This window comes from Clostridium sp. C2-6-12 (assembly GCF_009928485.1).
Classification (GTDB): domain Bacteria; phylum Bacillota; class Clostridia; order Clostridiales; family Clostridiaceae; genus Clostridium.
Map to the genome: position 1 here is coordinate 163,824 of NZ_JAABNP010000005.1, position 21,517 is coordinate 185,340.

Sequence of the window (21,517 nt, forward strand, 5' to 3'; positions counted from 1 at the left end):
TGAATGAATGCTTTAGATAAAGAGATATTAGATTTTATAAAAAAGTCTGGGCGTAGAATAAAATTAAATTTTCTTATAAGTAAAATATTAATGGGGCTTCAAGCCTCATTAGTTTTAAATTTAATTATTTTTATAATAGCTCTATTTATACCTTTTGAAAGCTGCTATAGGATAAGTTTTGGAATTGTCAATTTGGGTGTGTTTATAAGTATTTTTTTGGGGGTTATTAAAGGCCCTAAACAAAAGGAAATAGCACTATTGGCAGATTCCAAGGGATTAAAGGAAAGAGTTATCACAGCGTTAGAATTTATTGGAGATGAAAGTGAAATTGCAACGGCTCAAAAGAAGGATACAGTAAAGAGCATAAAAAAATATGATTTTAAAAGAAATTTACCTATAAGAATAGAAAAGAAGGAGATTTATAAAAATATAATCCTTACTATTCTGTGTATAATAATAATTTTAATTCCAACTGGACCTAAAAGAGACGCAGAAAAATTAAGAGAATTTACTAATAGTAAAAATGAAATTGTAAATAAAATAGATAAGGAAGAAGAAAAAATAGAAAAAGAAGCTGACTTAACTAAAGAAGAAAAGGAAGAATTAAAAAAGATATTAAAGGAAGCAAAAAAAGATTTAAAAGAGATAAACAAAAAAGAAGATACAAATAAGTTAATGGATAGGTTAGATAAAAAATTTGAAGAAATGAAAGAAAAAACTACTTCAGAAAAGAAAAAAGAATTAGTAGATGATTTGAAGAAAAACTTAGTAGAAAGCCAAAAAAATGAACAAGCTAAAGAAGCTTTAAAAAATCTTAACGAAATAAATAAGAGTTTAAGCAAAAATAAAACAGGTAAAGAGCTTTTAGAAGCTTTAAAAACTGGAGATAAAGAAACTTTAGAAAATAAATTAAAAGCATTAAATCAATCCCTTCCAAACTTAAGTGATAAAGAAAAAAGTGAACTTTCAAATGCATTAAAAGAAGCGGCAGCTAATTTAGCCGATGAGGAATTGAAGAACCTTTTAGAACAATCGTCAGATAAAATCTTAGATGGAGAAATAGATCCATCAGAACTTGCAAATGCAATAACTTCCTTAAAGACAAAAAGTGATGGTAGTTCAAATGGTGGTAGTGGCAAAGTAGCTGCTAAAGCTAATGGGAATGGAAATAGTTCTGGTTCTGGAAATGCTTCTGGCTCAGGACAAGGAAATGGTTCCGGTTCTGGAAGCGGTAGTGGAAATGGTACTGGCGGTGGCTGGAACACTGGAAGTAAGAATGGAAAAGAAAATACTTCTGCACCAAGTATTGGAGAGCAGGTATTTATTCCGGGAAGGCAAGTTGGAAGTGATGAAAATTTAAAAGGTGATAAAAATAGCAATGGAACTTCTCAAAGTATTGAAACTCAAAAAGGATTAAATTTTAATGGCGAAAAGAAGGACTACAATAGCGTAATTGGTGATTATAGCAAGGAGGAAATAGATTCAATGAATAATTCTTCATTGCCAGATCATTTGCAAGATGTGGTGAAAGATTATTTTAGTGGATTAGAGTAGAGGAGATAAAGTATGGATATAAATGAACAGTTAATAAAAGAAGTTGTAGAGAAATTAAGTAGATGTAAAAGTGAAATAGGTAAGGGAATTGTTGGGCAAGAAGAGATAGTAAGAGATGTATTAATAGCTATTTTTTCAGGAGGAAATGTTCTTTTAGAGGGGATGCCTGGTCTTGGAAAAACTCAGTTAGTTAAAACTATAGGTAACGTTTTAAATCTTGGATTTTCTAGAATACAATTTACTCCAGATTTGATGCCAGCAGATGTAGTTGGGACAAATTTAATTATTAAAGAAAATGGTTCTACTAAATTTCAATTTGAAAAGGGGCCTGTGTTTACTAATCTCCTTTTAGCTGATGAAATTAATAGAGCAACACCGAAAACTCAATCAGCTCTCCTTGAAGCAATGGGAGAAAAATCTGTAACAGTTGGAAAGGTAACTTATGAATTGCCAAAACCTTTTATGGTACTTGCAACTCAAAATCCAATTGAGCAGGAGGGAACGTACCCTCTTCCAGAAGCTCAGCTAGACAGATTTCAATTTAAGCTGAAAGTAGATTTTCCTAAATTAGATGAGCTTATGAAAATAATGGATTTAACATTATCAAACGAAGAAGTTCAACTTGATTCAATTCTAAGTGATAATGAAATTTTGGAAATGAGGAAGATTATTTCACAAGTACCAATGGCAAATCCAGTTAAGGAATACGCCTTAAAATTAATTTTAGCTACTCATCCAGAAATGGAAGAAGGTCATGCTTTAGTTAAAAAGTATGTAGAAGCAGGAGCAAGTCCAAGAGCTGCGCAAGGCTTATTCAGCGGTGCAAAAGTAAGAGCAATAATGGAAGGAAGATTGAATGTATCCTTTGATGATATTAAGGCAATTGCATATCCAGTCTTAAGGCATAGAATTATATTAAACTTTGAAGGTATAACAGAAGGTATAACAGAGGAATTTGTTATAGATAAAATTCTTGAAGATTTAAAGGTGGTTTAATATTAAATGATAATTAATATAATATTAAAATTAACATATTTTATAATTTTAATATTAATAGATATATTAAAGGTTGTGTAAAAATGGAAGAGAGAATTTTTAATGAAGATTTTTTCAAAAAGCTAAATAAAATAAATTTGAATATAAATTTAAGACTTTCAAATGGTGCTCAGGGTGGAAGGAAATCAAAAGCAAAAGGAGCATCAGTTGAATTTTCAGATTTTAGAGAATACATGCCTGGTGATGATTTTAGAAGAGTTGATTGGAACGCTTATGGAAGATTAGATAAGCTGTTTATTAAGGTATTTATGGAAGAAAGAGAAGGAGTTTTTAACTTTTTCTTAGACAAGAGTAAATCTATGGATTATGGAAAAGAGAGTAAAAAGAACAAAGCACTTCAAATTATAGGAGCTTTAACTTATATTGCGTTAAATAACTTAGACAGAGTTTATGTCAGTGTGGCAGAAGAAGCAAATCTTTCACTTTTACGTGGAGGTACAGGTAAAAAAGGATTTCAAATGGTACTAAAAGAATTAGAAAATGTTCAATTTAATGGTACTACTAAGCTTTCAGAAGCTATTGTAAAAAGGCAGATAAATAATAAAGGTGTATCTATTGTAGTATCTGATTTTTTTAACAACGAAGGTTTAGAGTCTATAGAGCAGGGCTTAAAATATTTAGCTTATAAAAAGCAGCAGATTGTTCTAGTTCAAGTACTTGCAGAGGAGGAAATAAATCCATCTATTGAAGAAGAGGTTACTTTAATAGATTCTGAAACAGGAGAAAAGGTTAAATTAAATCTAAACCATAAAGTTCTTGAAGCATATAAAAAAGCACTAAAAGATTTTAATGAAAATCTTAGAGTCCTAGCGATTAAATATGGTGGAACATTAATAAGTGTAAATACAAATAAAAGCTTAGAAGAAATAATATTAAATGATTTTGGAAAACAGAGAGTGATTTATTAACTCTTAACTGAAATAAGGAGGATGCAAAGTGGGAATAGGAAGTCTTTGGCCCTTAGTATTATTAATAACAATTCCTTTAGTAATATTACTTTATATATTAAAAAGGAAATATAGAGAAGTTCAAGTATCCTCTTCACTATTATGGAAGGAGGCTTATAAAAACACACAAGCCAATACTCCATGGGAAAAGCTTAAAGTGAATATAATGATGATGCTTCAAATATTAGTCATATTGTTATTAATTTTTGCATTAATGAGTCCATTTTTAAAATTTGGCGGAAAGACTTATAAAAATTTAATTGTGGTAATTGATACTACAGCTAGTATGAGTACCTTATATGATAAGGATAAAACAAGGCTTGAAACAGGAAAGCAAATAGCTGAGGATTATATAAAATCAATAAAAGAAAATACTAATAAGTACATATTAGCCTTTAATGGAGGTTCTAATATAGAAACTAAAAATACTATTGATGAAATTGTTCAAACTTATGGCAGCGGAGATATAAGCAGCACTTTATCTTATGTAAGATCATTAGGTGAAGGTTTAGAAGAATATGAGGTATTAGTTGTAAGTGATAAAAAGGTTGACTTAGGTGATATAAAGGGGAAGGTAGTTTCTTTAGCTAACAGTGGAGAAAATGCTGCAATTACCAACTTATCACATAAGTATTCAGAAAATAAAATGAAGGTTATAGCAACTATTAAGAATACTGGAAATAATGATTATACTGGTGATTTTTCATTATACAATGGTGAAGAGCTAGTAAAGGTTGAATCTTTAGAATTACCTAAGGGAACAAGTAAAACCTTAAATTATGAACTTGACAATTTCAATGGAGAATATCTAAAGGGAGAATTATCAAATAAGGACCTAATTGCAGGTGACAATACGTATTATGATGTTATCCGAAATAATAAAGGAAAAAAAGTACTTTTAGTAACTGAAAAAAATGTGTTTTTAGAAAAGAGCTTTAATAATATAGAAAATGTTGAACTATACAAGACCAACGATGTAAATAACATTACTGAGGATTCTTACGATTTATATGTTTTTGATGGTGTTATTCCTAAGGTTATGCCAAAGAAAGGAAGCATATTATTTATAAATCCTACTTCTAATGAATTTTTTAAGGTGGAAAGCAAGGAAGAATTAGGACAAGCAACTGGAGTTGAAAAAGAATTATCTAATTATACAAAAGATATTAATTTTACACTTTCAAATTATAAAAATATAGAAGTTCCTTACTTTGGGAAAGCTTTTTTAAAGGTTGATGAAAATACAATTGGATTTATAGGAGAGTTAAATGGAAGAAGCATTGGTGCATTGGGGTTTGATGTGCATAACACTGATTTTGCATTGAAAAAGGAATTTCCTATTTTAATCTATGAGCTTGGAGAAAAGCTTATTAAATCAGGAGTCTTATATAAGAATAATTATAAGGCTGGAGAAGAAATTTTTATAAAAGGAACTCCAAATGGAAAAAATCTTAAAGTTAAGGCTCCAGATAAAAATTATATAGGCGTTGCCCAAGGTTCTAGGTATAATAGCATTTCAGAATTAGGAATTTATAAAGTAGAAGAAGAATCTAATGAAAATGAAAAAACTGAAGAAATGTTTTCTATTAATTTTCCAACAGATACTGAAAGTAATTTAAGTGAGGAGAATATAGGAGAGCAAAATAATTTAAAATCAGAAATAAAGATTTTAAAGAAAGGTTTAAGTTTAGTACCATTATTGTTATTACTTGGATTAATAGGTTTATTGACAGAATGGGTATTGTACTTAAAAGGAAACTAGGTGATTATTATGGGTATAGAAATAGGAAGAGCATATGGATTAATATTAATACCGTTAATTCTTCTATTTATGTATTTAATTTTAAAGAGATTAAAAGGAATAGTAAGAAAGGACAAGTTAGTATTAATTAGCAGAATAATATTATTAATACTTATAGTAATAGGAATTTCAGATATAACCATAAACTTAAGAGGTGAAAATATTTCAACAGTATTTTTGCTAGATGTTTCAGACAGCATGAGTGATTTTAAAGGTGAAGGTGTTAAATTTATTGATAATGCATTAAAGGAAATGCCTAAAAACAATAAAGCAGGCGTAGTTGTTTTTGGAGATAATGCTTCAGTTGACAAATTCATGGATGATAATAAAGAATACAAGCAAATTAAATCAGCTCCTATTGTAAATTCAACTAATATAGAAGAAGCTGTAAACAGTTCTCTAAGCTTATTTGATAAAGGTGCAGCTAAGAGAATTGTGCTTATTACTGATGGTGAAGAAAATCAAGGTGATTTACTAAAAAATATACCTGTCATCAAAAAAGAAAATATAGATTTAAAGGTATATAAAGTTGTAAATGCTCAAGGTGATGAAGTATATGTGGAAGATGTTAAGGTTCCAGATAATATTTCTATTGGAGAAGAATTTTCAGTTATTACAAAAATTCAATCTAATGTTCAAACGAAAGCAAAACTTACTTTATTTTCAGGAAGAGATAAAAAAGGCGAGCAGGAAGTAGAGCTGCAAAAAGGAACAAATACTTTTGTATTTAAAGATGTTCAAAATACTGGAGGTTTTAAATCATATAGAGTCTTAATTGAGCCAGAAAAGGATAGCAATAAAACTAATAATGAATATAGCTGTTTCACAAATGTTATTTCAAAGCCTAATATACTAGTTATCGAAGGAAAAGCAGGCAGTAGTTCAGGTGTTATAGAAACTTTAAAAGCAGCTAATAGTGAGTATAATGTAACATTACCAACAGGAGCGCCAACAACTTTAAACCAAATGCTAGAATATAAAACAATAGTACTTGCAGATGTTCATGTAGATGATTTAAACAAAGGTTTTATGGAAAACCTAGAAGCTTATGTTAAAGATTATGGAGGAGGAATAGTTACTTTTGGCGGAGAAAATTCTTATGCCTTAGGTGGATATAAGGATACGGCACTTGAAAAAGTATTACCTGTTAATATGGACAAGAAGGGAAAAAATGAAGTTCCTCAAATCAGTATAAGCTTAGTAATAGATAAGTCTGGAAGTATGTCAATGGGAGATGGTAATGTAAGCAAGCTTACTTTAGCAAAGGAAGCTGCAATGAAGTCTTTAGATAATTTAAGACCTACTGATGAAATTAATGTAATTGCTTTTGATGATAGTTTTCAAAAAGTAGTTGAAAGGCAGCCTGTTAAGGATAGAGAAGCAATTAAAGGAATGATTGCAGGCATTGGAAATGGTGGTGGAACTTCAATTTATCCAGCTTTAGAAGAGGCTTATACTGCTCAAAGTGAAAGTAGTGCCAAAATTAAACACATTATACTTTTAACAGATGGACAAGATGACTTTGGAATTGATAATTATCAAGATTTAATAGTGAATATTAATAATGGAGGAATAACTTTATCTACAGTATCAGTTGGAGAAGATGCAGATACAGCATTACTTGGAAAGTTAGCAGAAATGGGAAAAGGCAGAGTATATCATACAGATAAATATACAGATATCCCGAGAATATTTGCTAAAGAAGTTTTATTATCTGCAGGAACGTATATTATTAACGAAGAGTTTCAACCTAAAGTAGTAAGTAATCATGAAATTTTACGTGGAGTTTTAACTGATAATTCAATACCAGCCTTAAAGGGATATGTAGGAACATCAATTAAGGATAAAGCTATAGAAATATTATCCTCTAATCATGATGAACCTATTCTCGCAGCTAATCAATATGGATTAGGTAAAACTGTAAGCTGGACCTCAGATATTAATGGACAGTGGAGCGGTGATTTCTTAACCTGGAATAAGGGAGCTCAATTAATAAAAAATGCAATTTACTGGACAATTCCAGAACTTAGTGAAGAAGGGAAAGTATCAATAACTCAAAAAGGAAATGAGGCAGTTGTAGAATTTTACAGTGATGCTGTAAAAGAAGGTTCTAAAGTAAAAGGTGTGTATAATAGCGAAAATGGTGAAAAGGGCGAATTAGAATTAACTCAAGAAGAACCAGGAAAATTTGTAGGCAGAGTTAAGTTAAATGAGTTAGGCTTTTATACTTTTAATATAAGAGAAGAAAATAAAGGAGAAGTATTAAATAATTATAATGGAGCTTTTTCACTTCAATATTCTGAGGAATACAAATTCAATAAAAATAAGAATAAAATAGATACACTAGTTAATGAGGTTAAAGGAACGTTTATTAATAAACCTAAAGATGTATTTAAAGGTGAACTAAAAAGCAATTATAAACCTATAAATTTAACAATACCAGCATTAGTAATAGCTGTTTTATTGTTCTTTTTAGATATAGCTTATAGAAGATTGAATTTAGATTTAAAGAAATATTTTAATAAATTTAAAGAAAAAACTGGTATTAATAATGCTAAATTTAGCTTGAGTTTTAAGAAGAAAAAAAGAGAAAGTTCTATAAAAAGTTCAAATATTAATAGCAATTTAGCAGAGAAGGAAAACAAAGAGGAGTTAACCTTACGAAAAGTATCAGAAAATAAAGGAAAAGAAGAAGCTGTAACTAAAGAGCATATTGTAAAAAGAAAAGATAAATTAAAAGCAGATAATGACAAAACTAAAAAACTAGATACTTCGTCTCTACTGAATAATAAAAGAAAAAGAGAAGAGTAAAAGTTCAGTTAAGAATTAAGAGGTACACCTATAAAAAGAGCAGCTATGCTGCAATGCGGATCTTTCCACCTATAAAAAGAGCAGCTATGCTGCAATGCGGAATTTTTCTGCAATCAGGAATTTAAAATTAGTTAAGAGTTTAGAAAGAAAAGCCACAGACTTTTCAATAAATAATTTTTAGAAATCCCTTTTTGGAATTCCATCCAATAGCTCTTGCTTATTAACTATTACTTCTTGCATAATTCACAAACTAGAATCTATATATGAAAAGCATGTTTAAGATTAAGAAAAATGTTTTCTTAATCTTAAACATGCTTATTATTTATAAAAATTTTAAAAAATTTTAGTGTATATTATCAAAGAAATGGAATACTAAAGATGAGGTGAGACATATGGAAAGTGTATGGAATTCAGGATTTAATTTTAGAAAACGAGAGACTTTAAGTAGTAATATAGAATGTGAGGTTGCAATAATAGGAGCTGGGATTGCAGGATTATTAACTGGTTATATGCTCAATAAAAGTGGAAGAGAAGTTGTAATCATCGATGCAAAAGGTATAGGAAGCGGAAATACAAAGAATACAACAGCTAAGATAACTTCGCAACATGATTTGATTTATAATAATTTAATTAAAGAGTTTGGTGAGGCAAAAGCGAGGCAATATGCTAAGGCTAATGAACTAGCAATAAGGAAATATAGAGAAATAATTGAAGAAGAAAAAATTGATTGTGATTTTGAAGAAAAGGATGCATATGTATATTCTTTAAAGGATGTTGATAATCTTAAAGATGAATGTAAAGCTGCTAAAAAATTAGGAATTGATGCAGAGTTAGTGAGTGAGGTAAGCCTTCCTCTTAATGTTAAAGGTGCATTAAAATTTGGAAATCAAGCTCAATTTAATCCACTTAAATTCTTAAAACCAATTTCAGAAAAATTAAATATCTATGAAGATACAATGGCAATGGACATAAAAGATAATGAGATAATTACAAGTGGTGGAAGAATAAAGGCTAACCATATAGTAGTAGCAACACATTATCCATTTTTAAATGTTCCTGGGTATTATTTTATGAGAATGCATCAAGAACGTTCTTATGTTATTGCATTAGAAAATGCCCAAGATGTAAAAGGAATGTACATAGATAGTGATGATAATGGATACTCATTTAGAAACTATAAAGATTTACTACTACTTGGAGGTATGTCTCAAAGAACTGGTGAAAATGAGTATGGAGGCGCATATGATAAATTAAGGGAAGCTGCTAAAAAGTTCTATCCAAATGCAATAGAGAAGTATCACTGGTCAGCACAAGATTGTGTAACTTTAGACAATATACCTTACATAGGTCATTACTCATCAAGAACACCTAACCTTTATGTTGAAACAGGATTTAAAAAATGGGGAATGACAAGTTCCATGGTAGCAGCTATGATAATAAATGACATGATTTGTGGAAAAGAAAATGATTTTTCAGAAATATTTTCACCTACTAGATTTGATATGTCTGCTTCAATGAAAAATGCAGCCACTGATTTGGTAAAAACTGCACAAAATTTCATAGCTCAAAGAATAAATATTCCAGAAGAAAGTGCTCAAAATATTTTAAAAGGACACGGAGGAATAGTGGAATATAAAGGTGAAAAAGCTGGGGTGTACAAAGATGAAGAGGGGAACATCTATGCAATATCTACTAAATGCCCTCATTTAGGTTGTGAACTTCATTGGAATAACGATGAATTAACTTGGGATTGTCCATGTCATGGATCAAGGTTTGATTATGAAGGAAATTGGGTAGAAAGTCCTGCAAATAAGTGTACTTACAATTTGAAATAATATAACTCAAATTGAAATAAAAAATGAAAAAAAACTTACATTTTGTATTGACATATATATACGAACCTAGTAAACTGAAAAAGTAATTTGAAAAAATTTATATATTATTTGAAGACAATGGCGTTTTCATTTCTAAAAAGATATATTCAATGAGGAATATACCTTTTGAAATGAGGGCGTCTTTTTTATTAAAAAATATCAATAGCAATAAACTAAGTAACAATTATTCAAGGGGGAATAAAAATGGATTTATTAAACGGCGCAGATATGGGCTTTGTAATTATTAGTGCGGCTTTAGTAATGCTCATGGTACCAGGACTAGCTTTATTTTATGGTGGTATGGTAAGAAGTAAGAATGTGTTAAGTATTACAGTTCAAAATTATGCAGCTCTTGTTATTATATCCTTGCAATGGATTTTCATAGGCTATTCACTAGCTTTTGGTCCAGATGCTAAAGGAGTAATCGGAGGATTAGATTGGAGTTTTTTAAATAACATAGGAATGGCACCTAATGCTGACTATGCAGGAACAATACCACATTTGGAATTTGTAATATTTCAATTAATGTTTTCAGCAATTACTGTAGCTGTTATTTCAGGGTCAGTTGCAGAACGTATGACATTTCCAGCATTTATATTATTCGCTCTTTTATGGAGTACCTTAGTTTATGATCCTATTACTCACTGGGTGTGGGCAACAAATGGATGGTTAAAGAATTTAGGTGTACTTGACTTTGCAGGTGGACATCCAGTAGAAATAAATTCAGGTATTTCTGGTCTAGTTGCAGCAATTGTTATTGGTAAAAGAAAAAAAACTACGCCAGAACCTCATCACATACCTATGGCAATCCTTGGGGGAGGAATATTGTGGTTTGGATGGTTTGGATTTAATGCAGGAAGCGCACTTTCTATGAATTATGTGGCTGTTAATGCGTTTGTTACAACAAATACTTCAGCAGCTGCTGGAGCAGTTGGATGGTTAGCATGTGAATGGATAATATACAAAAAGCCTACAGCTCTTGGTATAGTCAGTGGAGCAATAGCAGGTTTAGTTGCAATAACTCAAGGAGCAGGTTTTGTAAGTCCTATGTCAGCAGCATTTATGGGACTAGTTGGTGGAGTATTAAGTTTTTTTGCTATATCAGTATTAAAGAGGAAATTAGGCTATGATGATACTTTAGATGCTTTTGGATGTCATGGTGTAGCTGGAATATGGGGATCTATTTCAACAGCTATATTTGCATCGAAAGCAATTAATCCAGCAGGTGCAGACGGATTAATATATGGTAACTTTGCTCTCCTAAAAGCACATTTAATATCAACAGGTGCAACTGCATTATATGCAGCTACTGTAACATTCATAATAATTAAACTTATGAGTTATGTTATGAATATAAGAGCTACGTCAAAAGAAGAAGCAGAGGGATTAGATTTAGCTTTACATGGAGAAGAAGCTTATTCTGGATTTAATAGATAACAATTGAATAAAGTATTATTAGAAAATGTCTGATTCTTATGTTAAATTTGAATCAGATGTTTTTTGCTTTATTAATAATTAAATGATTATTGAAATTTTATATTCACAACATACCAAAAATATTTTTTATATAGACTTTAATGATCTTCTTAGCAATAAGGATGAATAAAATCTAATTATAGGGTTTTGTGAAAAGTACTATATAAAAAATGTTTGGATTAGGAAAAATATATGTATAGAAAAACACAAAATAAAAATGAAAAAAATTGACTTGTTCTCAAATTTATGCTAAAAATAATAATGAAATAGATAAAAAATATTAAAAATAATCTGACAAGAAATATTATTCGCTTAATTTGTGCCTCTAAGAAATATTTATTGGATTATTTTTTACAAGAATTATAATAGTTTGTATGCGAAGAAGAATTTTCTGTATCTGGGCACTTGGAAAATTTGGAGCTAGTAGTGCAACCGACCAACAATTAATAGTAATAATTGTTGGTTTTTTATTTTATGATTTAGAGTAATAAAACCACGGACTAAGGAATGAGGATTATTGAAAAATATTAATATTTATATAAATTTTGTCAGAGATTTGTCAGAGGTGAGTGTTAGAATTAATCATTGGAGTCAATAAAAAAATATCATATAAGTTGTGTGAAATATAATAATGGAAGGGGAATTTTATGAAAGAAATAATTGGGAAATACAAGAAGAGTATTCTGCTAATTACGGCATCAATATTACTTTTGGGTATAATAATTTTCTTTGTATATAAGTATAAATTGGAAACTATAAGTAATAAAAATGTTGCTAATATAATTGAAAATATGGAAAAAGAAAGTGAAAAAGAAGAAGTTAAATTGACTGATAACAAAGCAAAAGTTGTGTCAAAAATTTCTGGACCTAAAAATATGATAGGAATAACTATAAATGGAATGGCTGATAAATCTAATATGGAGAAGGTTTTAAATTTATTAGATGAATATAAAATAAAGGCAATGTTTTTTTTACCTACAAGCAGAATTGCAGAAGAACCAGATATAGCAGTAGAAATTGTTAAAAGAGGACATACTATTGGAAATTATACATTAACTCAACGAAAGAATTTTGAGGAAATGACTATTAATGGAATGATGAAAGAATTCTCAAAAGCAAATGAAGTTCTGCAAAGTAAAGTTGGAATAACGCCTCAGTATTTTAGATGCCCTAATTCAAAATATTCAGATCAGGTACTTCAAGTGGCAGCAAACTGTAATTTATCAATTGCTGTGCCAGATTTTATAAAAGTTAATTGCAACAAAATAGCAACAGCAGATCTGGCTAAAAAATATGCAAGTGGACTAAAACCTGGGAATATACTTTCAATTAATTTAGATAATGAAAGTGATACTTTGACTGGAATGAATTTATTGTTTAAAGAAATCTCAGAAAAAAATTATAAACTTTTTTCGATTCAACATTTAGCAAATAAAAGCAATCTTTTATACAATGATGGTACTGAAGATGGGATTAATGATTTAGATACAGATCAAGAAGAAGAAGATAATGATATTAGCAAAGGAAAAAAACTTGAATATGCTAAAACAGTAAATAATTATAAAATTGAAACACTAAATAAGATTACTAAAGAGAAAAAAGAAGCAAATACTGAGAAATCTGAAAAAACTGTTAAAAAAGAAGTAGCTAAAAACAACTCGAAAATTGAAAATATAGATTACGGAGAACTTTACAAAAGTCCAACAAAAGGATCTGGAAGAGTTTTCTCTTATGCATATACAACTTCAAAAAATGTAGCATTAACTTTTGACGGATTAGGAAGTAAGGAAATGGTACATGGTATATTAGATGCTTTAGATGCAAATAGAATTAAAGCAACATTTTTTCTACCAGGTTCTAGTGTTGAAAAAGATCCAGAATTAGCATTAGAAATATTAAAAAGAGGACATGAAATTGAAAATAATACCTTGAATGGAAGCTCGATGGGGAATGTTGAATATCAAAAAGCATGTAGAGAAATTGGAGAATCAAGCAAAATAATTAAAGATAAGTTGGGTATTACGACTAAATACGTAAGACCTAGATTTGGAAAATATAATAAAGATTTTTGTATAGCAGTAGCTAACACAGGAAATGAACTTGTTACATACAGCAAAAATCCTTTAGATAAGAATATGAAAAGTGCAGAAGATATAGCGAATTATGTAAAAAAGGAAGTTAGAAGAGGTGAGATCATACTTCTTAATGCAGATACTAATCCTGAAGTTATAAAAGCGATACCTATGATTGCAAACATTATTAAAGATATAGGATATGATTTTACTACAATAGATAAATTATATAATAGTCAGTATAAACGCTTAAGTCTAGAAGAAATTTCAGGGTATGATTTAATAAAAAGAAATGGTAATCTGCCTGATACATTGCCTAGGAGTATATCTAATCTTAATGAAGTAAGAGAAAACATGGGGAAAGTTGTAGCTCTTACCTTTGACGATTGGGGCACAGATAAAACAGTAACGAGCATATTAAATAATTTAGATAGATATAATGTTAAAGCAACATTTTTTATAAGAAGTAACGGAGTGGTAAATAATCCTAACTTGGCGAAAGCAATATCAGAAGGTGGACATGATGTAGCTAGTCATACATATTCACATCTTGTTATTAACAAGTCAAATGCATCTACGCTACAAAATGATTTAGTTATTGGACATCAAGCGTTAACTTATGCAATACAAAGGAAACCTCAAATGTTTTTTAGACCACCTCAGCTAGAAATAAGTGATGAATCTCTTAAGCAATTAAAAGCGGTAGGATATGAGAATATTATTTTAGCAGATATGAGCACACATGACTGGGATCCTAAGTTGACAAAAGAACAGGTTATCAATGATGTATTAACCAATTCAAAAAGTGGAAGCATTATAATATTACATATGTTGGATGATGCACAGGGATTTGAGGTCTTACCAGAAATAATTGAAGGGTTAAGGAGAAAAGGATTTACATTTGTTAAACTTTCAGATTATATAAATTAACAATAATATAACAAGAAATTATATTTTATTTCAATTTCAGATGGATAATATAAGGAAGGATAGAATAACGTGAAGGAAATTTTACCGATTAAAAAAAGTGAAAGACGTTTGCTTTCAAATGTTATAGATCCGGAAAATATCAGAAAGCATACAGATAGACGTGGTCATAATGTTTCAGAAGAAAATGAAAAAATGAACATGGTTGTTGGGCAAAGATATATTGCAGAATATAGTGTGAAACTTACTCAAAGAAAAGGAGGTAACAAAGAAGAATTTCAATTTGAATCAAAAGACATTTCAACAACTGGAATGCTTCTAGAGGGAAATACCAATGGAAATGAATTCAAAGTTGGAGATGCTGTTAAATTAAAATTTAAAATTATACCTGGAACTATGCCAGAAGGATTTGAATCCAGAGTAAAGTTAAAGGGGGAAGTAGTTAGAATTGTTCCTGCTAATGAGGAACATGAACAATTAATAGGAATTAAGTTTAATGAGGATTTGGTTAATTATACAAAAAAGAGAAGAGGAATAACTTCAATAGGAATATCAAGTTTAATCATGTTTTTTATTGTATTAGTTATTATGATTATGAGAGCAGAAAGTTTTGTGTATTTCAAATATAATAAAATTTTATATGCTTATAGTATTATGACAGCAACCTTTCTGCTTTCAAGGTATTTGTTTGGTGCATTATATAAACCTGTTCCAATTAATCCTGAGTATACACCAAGTGTTTCTATAATCATCCCATGTTTTAATGAAGAAGAATGGATAGATAGAACAATAAAAAGTTGTATTAATCAGGATTATCCAGTTGATAAGCTTGAAGTTATTGTAGTAGATGATTGTTCTAATGATAATTCAGTGAAGAAAATAAGACAAACTATTGAAAGCTTATATAAGGAAGGTGAGCGATTTAAAACAAGAGAAAGAGTTAGATATGTTGTTCAAAGTCAAAATAAAGGTAAGAGAGAAGCACTAGCATGGGGAACAGAACTTGCAAAAAATGAAATGGTAGTTTTCGTAGATTCAGATAGTTTTTTAGAGCCAAATGCTATTAAAAATTTAGTTCAGCCCTTTCAAGATAAAAGAATGGGTGGCGTGACTGGGAGAACAGATGTTGAAAATAAGTATACAAATTCACTAACTAAAATGCAGGCAGTTAGATATTATATTGCTTTTCGTATTTTAAAAGCAGCAGAAGCTTTTTTTGACAGCGTAACCTGCCTTTCAGGACCTATATCATGTTATAGAAAAGATTTAGTGTTAAAAAATAAAGAAGCATGGCTTAATCAAAAATTTTTAGGACAGCCAGCAACTTTTGGAGATGACAGAAGTATGACGAACTTTATTATGAAAACACACAGAACGGGTTATCAGGATACTGCAGTTTGTTATACAATAGTTCCTTCTGTTTACAAGCAATTTATAAAGCAACAAATGAGGTGGAAACGTTCGTGGCTTAGAGAATCTTTAATAGCTGGTAAATTTATTTGGAAGAAAGAGCCTTTTATGTCCTTATTTTTTTATATGGGACTTATTGTGCCAATTGCTGCTCCAGTAGTTGTTGTTTATAACTTAATGTATGTTCCAATAGCTCATGGAATTTTTCCTAAAACCTTTGTTATGGGATTATTGTTGATGTCATTAATGATGAGTTTTGCAGATATGTTTTTTATGAAAAGTACCTTATGGATATATGGATTATTTTTCTGTTTGTTTTATGAAGGAGTACTACTTTGGCAGATGCCAATAGCATGGGTGACATTTTGGAAATCAACATGGGGAACTAGAATGACTCCTCAAGACATTGAAGAAATGGAGAGAAAAGAAAAGCGGAAAAGAGAGAGAATGAAATTTAGAAAGGTGTAAAAAACTTATGTCAAAATTAGATATAAAAGGATGGTTTGATAATAAAAAGGACAGAAAAAAGGTTTTTCGTACCATATTTCAAATAGTTATACTAGGAGCTATATTAACGGTCTTAATAAAAGTTCTATTTAATATAAATACTTATAAACCAGAAGAGGAAAGCAAAAAAATATATGATAACGGGTTTATAGCTATATCTTATTTTGGAGTAGATAGGACTCAAAAGACTACCTTAATTGATGATGACATGCTAAAAGAGCATTTAAAAGCATTAAAAGATTCAGGATACGTTACAATAGACCAGCAGGAGATATTAGACTATTGTAATTCTGGAAAGAAATTACCAGAAAGAGCTATGTTTCTTTCATTTGAAGATGGCAGAGTAGATTCGGCATTGTTTTCAGATCCTATTTTGGAAGCTCTTAATTATAAAGCCTCCATGTTTACATATGCAGGAAAATTTGCAGAAGGAGATTTTAAATTTCTTCAACCAGAAGATTTAAAGAAATTAGAAGAAAGTACGTATTGGGAGCTGGGGACTAATGGATATAGATTTTATTATATTAATGTATTTGATAGATATGGACATTTTTTAGACGTTTTAAATCAAGATCAATATAACATTGCAGCAAAATATATTGATGATGATTATAATCACTATCTTATGGATTTTATTAAAGATAAAGACAAAGTAACTGTTGAAACAAAAGATCAAATGGACAAAAGAATTACTTGGGATTATGACCAAATGAGAGAGATTTATACTAATAAACTTGGATATGTTCCTAGAGCATATATGATTATGCATGCAAATGGATTAAATAATGGTGAAACCAATCCATTAGTAGAATCGGTAAATAATAGAGAAATTAAAAAGTTATTTGAACTTCATTTCAATAGAGAAGGACATAGCTTTAACAAGAAAGGCTCAGATCTATTTAATTTATCAAGATTGCAGGCACAACCATACTGGTATGCAAATCATTTACTGATGCGTGTAGAAGATGATACTCAAAACGAAATGAAATTTGTTGTGGGGGATGAAAATCGTGCTGAAAAGTGGACAGTTTCTAGTGGTGTGGCAGAATTTAATAAGAGCAAAATTATTTTAACTTCGCCACCATCAGTAGAAGGAGCGATGAAACTTAAAAATAGTGAAAATTTTAAAGATTTTAAACTTTCTACATCAATTGAAGGAAATATTATTGGTGTACAATCCATTTATTTGCGATATAATGAAGAAAAAGATACTTATGTTAATGTGAGTGTTAAAGACAATGTATTATATGTCAATGAAAAAACTGCTGGTAAGGATGAGATGAATCTTGCAAAATGTGATTTGGGAGAATTATTAAAGAAAGATGTTCAATCTGTTGAGCAGATAAAATTAGAATCAGAATTAGCAAAAATTAAAGTTGAAAGAGAGAAAGAAAGAAAAGTTAAGATAGACTTGCCTGGAAAAGATAAAATTACTTTGGCGGCGCCATCAGTAGATGAGGGTGGAAAAGAGTATGTTCCCAAAATTGGAATTGGTCAGATTGGAAAAAGAAATTTGGAAATTGTAATTTCAGGCAATAAGTTAAATGTTTCTGTAGATGGGGTAGGAGCAACTGGAATCTTAGCTTTAAGTGAAGATAATAATAAAGAAGGATCTATTTGTTTAAAATCAATGAGAAGTGAAAAAAATTCAAAAGATGATGTTTATGATGGAGTATTTAATGATTTATGTATTAATCAAATTAGCAATAATAATGGGAAAGTAGTAGCACTATATGATAATAGACTTAATGGATTCCAAAAGATTTATGAAGAAATAAAAGAAAAATTTAACAGTGTAATTGATTGGTTTATTGAGAATTTTTAGAAGATTTACAGGAGAGTATAAATGAAAACTAATTATATAACGAAAAAACAAATTTTGTCAGTGACTTTTTTTATTATAATTATTGTTATAAGTATTTTAAGTGTAGAAATGTTTAACCAGATAAAAGCAAACAGCCTTGAAGTAACCAATTCAAATGTGAAATCACAAGATTCAAAGGAAGTTTCAGTTTGGCTTCCATACTGGGATAAAGAAAATTCATTAAAAGAATTAGATAAAATTAGTACAAACATTAATTCAATAGAAAATTTTGCAGCATATTTCAATAAAGATAACACACTATTTATTCCAGATGAAAATAAGGCGATATTGAATGAAGTAAAAAATAAATGCAAAAAAAATAATATTCAAATGTATTTATCTATTGTTAACGATCAAGTAAATAGTGATGGAAGTTCTATTTTAAAGGATAATAATCTAACAAAAAACTTGCTTAAAACTGAGGAAAGCCAAAAGAATCATATTGATAATATAGTTAAATTAGCTGAGGATGGAAATTATGATGGAGTAGAGATTGATTATGAGAAAATTAATCAAGAAACACTAAATCAATTTGTTAGCTTTTGTAAAAGTTTATATGAAAGATTAAATGAAAAAGGGATAAAGCTAAGAATAGTTCTTGAGCCTAAAGAGCTATTTGGAACAGTTCAATTTCCTAAAGGACCTGAGTATGTGATGATGGTATATAATTTGTATGACGGAAGTACTGGACCAGGACCTAAAGCAGATAAGAATTTAATTGATAAAGTAGCCAAGATAATGGATAAAATTCCAGGAAAGAAGCATCTTGCTTTTTCTACAGGAGGCTATGACTGGTCTTCAGGTCAGAAAACTATTTCGCTAACAGGTTCAGATGCAGCTAAATTATTAGAAAAATACAAGGCAAAACCGCAAAGGGATGAAAATAGTGGGGCTTTATATTTTAAATACTATGATGATAAAAAGGTTCAACATACTGTTTGGTATTCAGATGCAGAAACCTTTAAAATTTGGACGGAGACTGGTAACAAAAATGGTTATTATAATATTTCAATATGGCGTTTAGGTGGAAATGATGAGGAGTTTATAAAATATATAAATTCTATATAAAATTTATGAAAGATAAAAAATAATTGTTAAGTGAATTGCCAGCTTTTTTATCAATTTGTTGTTAAATGACCATTATAATTGATAAAAAGCTGGCAATACTGTATAATTATTTAGAGAAAATCAAAGTAAATATAAGCAATATAGGAGGCAATAAGTATGGAAAAAATTAAAATGTCTACTCCATTAGTTGAAATGGATGGAGATGAAATGACTAGAATTATTTGGGGCGCAATAAAAGAGGAGTTATTAAATCCTTTTATTGAATTAAACACAGAATATTATGATCTTGGATTGGAATATAGAAATGAAACTAATGATCAGGTTACTATTGATTCAGCAGAGGCTATAAAGAAGTATAAAGTAGGTGTAAAGTGTGCAACTATAACACCTAATGGCGCAAGAATGAAAGAATACGATTTAAAAGAAATGTGGAAAAGTCCTAATGGAACTATTAGAGCAATCTTGGATGGGACTGTATTTAGAGCTCCGATTATAGTAGAGCCAGTAAAACCATATGTTAGAACATGGAAAAAGCCTATAACTATAGCAAGACATGCTTATGGAGATATATATAAAAATGTTGAAATGAAAATAGAAGGAAAAGGTAAGTGTGAACTTGTATTTACATCTGAAAATGGAGAAGAAAAAAGAGAACTAGTACATAATTTTGCTGGAGATGGCATTGCTATGGGAATGCATAATCTTAATAACTCTATAGAAAGTTTTGCAAAAAGTTGTTTTAACTTTGCTTTAGATACTAAGCAAGATTTATGGTTTGCAACTAAAGATACAATTTCAAAAAAATACGATCATACATTTAAGGATATATTCCAAGAAATTTTTGATGCTGAATATAAGACTAAGTTTGAAGAAGCAGGAATTGAATATTTCTATACATTAATAGATGATGTTGTAGCAAGAGTTGTTAAATCAGAAGGCGGAATGATCTGGGCTTGTAAAAACTATGATGGAGATGTAATGAGTGATATGGTTGCTACCGCTTTTGGATCACTTGCAATGATGACCTCGGTATTAGTTTCGCCAGAAGGAAACTATGAATATGAAGCTGCTCATGGTACTGTTCAACAACATTATTATAAGCATTTAAAAGGCGAAGAAACATCAACAAATTCAATTGCAACAATATTTGCATGGTCTGGTGCTCTAAGAAAAAGAGGAGAATTAGATAGTAATGCTGCATTAGTTGAATTTGCTGATAAGTTAGAAAAAGCTTCAATAAAGACAATTGAAGATGGAATTATGACTAAGGATTTAGCATTGATTGCAGAGCATAATAATATCCAAACTTTAAATACATTTGATTTTATAAAGGCAATAAGAAAAACTTTAGAAGAAATGCTTTAATATAAAAATATAAATAATTGTAATTTGATTCATAATTCCTTATAAAAAGCTTTGTATATATTTACTTAATTTAGTAAATATGCACGAAGCTTTTTATTTTGCTTATTTTATAGATGATAAATTTAGAGTGATTAGCAAATTAATAAAAACACTTATTAAAAACATAAATAAATGATAAATTATTAAAAATAAAACGATATCAATTATATATATATATATTTGCAAAAATATTAATGAAAGTCATTTTCAACTGCAAGTAAAAGTGGTAAGATTAGTTATGGAATTATTATTAAAAATCATTATCAATTGGAAGGTGATATATATGCCATTAATATTAGCTGATAAAGGAAATGAAATGAATATTAAAAGGATAACTGGAAATGATGAAACAAGAAGATTTTTGAATAGTTTAGGGTTTGTAGTAGGAGAAACTGTTAAAATTATTTCTGAACTTGGCGGAAACCTTATAATAAATGTTAAGGATAGTAGAGTTGCTTTAGACAAAAGCATGGCAAGCAGAATAATAGTATAGAGAGGATGATATTACTTATGAGTTCTTTAAAAGAAATAAAATGCGGACAAACTGTTAGAGTGAAAAAAGTTGATGGAATTGGAGCTGTTCGTAGACGTATTATGGATATGGGAATTACAAGAGGATGTGAAGTATATGTACGTAAAGTGGCACCACTTGGAGATCCAATAGAAGTGACAGTGCGTGGATATGAATTATCACTTCGTAAAGCCGATGCTGAAATGATTGTTGTTGAATAATTTATAGATATTAA

General features: G+C 29.6%; 14 protein-coding genes and 1 riboswitch. All 14 genes read left to right on the forward strand.

Annotation, left to right across the window (positions count from 1 at the left end; genetic code table 11):
• The first annotated feature begins 3 nt into the window (after positions 1-3).
• Positions 4-1,554 carry a pectinesterase gene (locus tag GXK56_RS06320; RefSeq protein WP_160686317.1) on the forward strand — a complete coding sequence of 517 codons (1,551 nt, stop codon included), beginning with the start codon at positions 4-6 and terminating at the stop codon, positions 1,552-1,554.
• A gap of 12 nt (positions 1,555-1,566) precedes the next feature.
• Positions 1,567-2,550, forward strand: coding sequence for a MoxR family ATPase (locus GXK56_RS06325; RefSeq protein WP_160686319.1), 984 nt, complete (start codon positions 1,567-1,569; stop codon positions 2,548-2,550).
• An 83-nt stretch (positions 2,551-2,633) separates the two neighbouring features.
• Positions 2,634-3,518 (forward strand): DUF58 domain-containing protein, encoded by an 885-nt coding sequence (locus GXK56_RS06330; RefSeq protein WP_160686321.1) that lies wholly within the window; start codon positions 2,634-2,636, stop codon positions 3,516-3,518.
• 28 nt (positions 3,519-3,546) lie between these two features.
• Positions 3,547-5,319 carry a BatA and WFA domain-containing protein gene (locus GXK56_RS06335; protein WP_160686323.1) on the forward strand — a complete coding sequence of 591 codons (1,773 nt, stop codon included), beginning with the start codon at positions 3,547-3,549 and terminating at the stop codon, positions 5,317-5,319.
• Between the two features lie 9 nt (positions 5,320-5,328).
• The gene (locus GXK56_RS06340; RefSeq protein ID WP_160686325.1) at positions 5,329-8,169 is read left to right on the forward strand and encodes a VWA domain-containing protein; all 2,841 of its coding nucleotides are present in this window, start codon (positions 5,329-5,331) and stop codon (positions 8,167-8,169) included.
• A gap of 392 nt (positions 8,170-8,561) precedes the next feature.
• On the forward strand, positions 8,562-10,004 hold the full coding sequence (locus GXK56_RS06345; protein WP_160686327.1) for an FAD-dependent oxidoreductase: 1,443 nt from the start codon (positions 8,562-8,564) through the stop codon (positions 10,002-10,004).
• Positions 10,005-10,247: 243 nt separating this feature from the next.
• Entirely contained in the window at positions 10,248-11,480 is a 1,233-nt protein-coding gene (locus GXK56_RS06350; protein ID WP_160686329.1) for an ammonium transporter, read from the forward strand.
• Positions 11,481-11,882: 402 nt separating this feature from the next.
• Positions 11,883-11,965: riboswitch (cyclic di-GMP riboswitch) on the forward strand.
• Between the two features lie 201 nt (positions 11,966-12,166).
• Positions 12,167-14,521: a polysaccharide deacetylase family protein gene (locus GXK56_RS06355; protein WP_160686331.1), complete on the forward strand. Its 2,355-nt coding sequence runs from the start codon at positions 12,167-12,169 to the stop codon at positions 14,519-14,521.
• Between the two features lie 69 nt (positions 14,522-14,590).
• Positions 14,591-16,396, forward strand: coding sequence for a glycosyltransferase (locus tag GXK56_RS06360; protein ID WP_202127835.1), 1,806 nt, complete (start codon positions 14,591-14,593; stop codon positions 16,394-16,396).
• Between the two features lie 7 nt (positions 16,397-16,403).
• Positions 16,404-18,260: a hypothetical protein gene (locus GXK56_RS06365; RefSeq protein ID WP_160686333.1), complete on the forward strand. Its 1,857-nt coding sequence runs from the start codon at positions 16,404-16,406 to the stop codon at positions 18,258-18,260.
• Between the two features lie 21 nt (positions 18,261-18,281).
• On the forward strand, positions 18,282-19,367 hold the full coding sequence (locus GXK56_RS06370; RefSeq protein ID WP_160686335.1) for a glycosyl hydrolase family 18 protein: 1,086 nt from the start codon (positions 18,282-18,284) through the stop codon (positions 19,365-19,367).
• A gap of 156 nt (positions 19,368-19,523) precedes the next feature.
• Positions 19,524-20,732, forward strand: coding sequence for an NADP-dependent isocitrate dehydrogenase (locus GXK56_RS06375; protein WP_160686337.1), 1,209 nt, complete (start codon positions 19,524-19,526; stop codon positions 20,730-20,732).
• A 322-nt stretch (positions 20,733-21,054) separates the two neighbouring features.
• Positions 21,055-21,264 carry a FeoA family protein gene (locus GXK56_RS06380; protein WP_160686339.1) on the forward strand — a complete coding sequence of 70 codons (210 nt, stop codon included), beginning with the start codon at positions 21,055-21,057 and terminating at the stop codon, positions 21,262-21,264.
• 17 nt (positions 21,265-21,281) lie between these two features.
• Positions 21,282-21,503 carry a ferrous iron transport protein A gene (locus GXK56_RS06385; RefSeq protein WP_160686341.1) on the forward strand — a complete coding sequence of 74 codons (222 nt, stop codon included), beginning with the start codon at positions 21,282-21,284 and terminating at the stop codon, positions 21,501-21,503.
• The last annotated feature ends 14 nt before the right edge of the window (positions 21,504-21,517 follow it).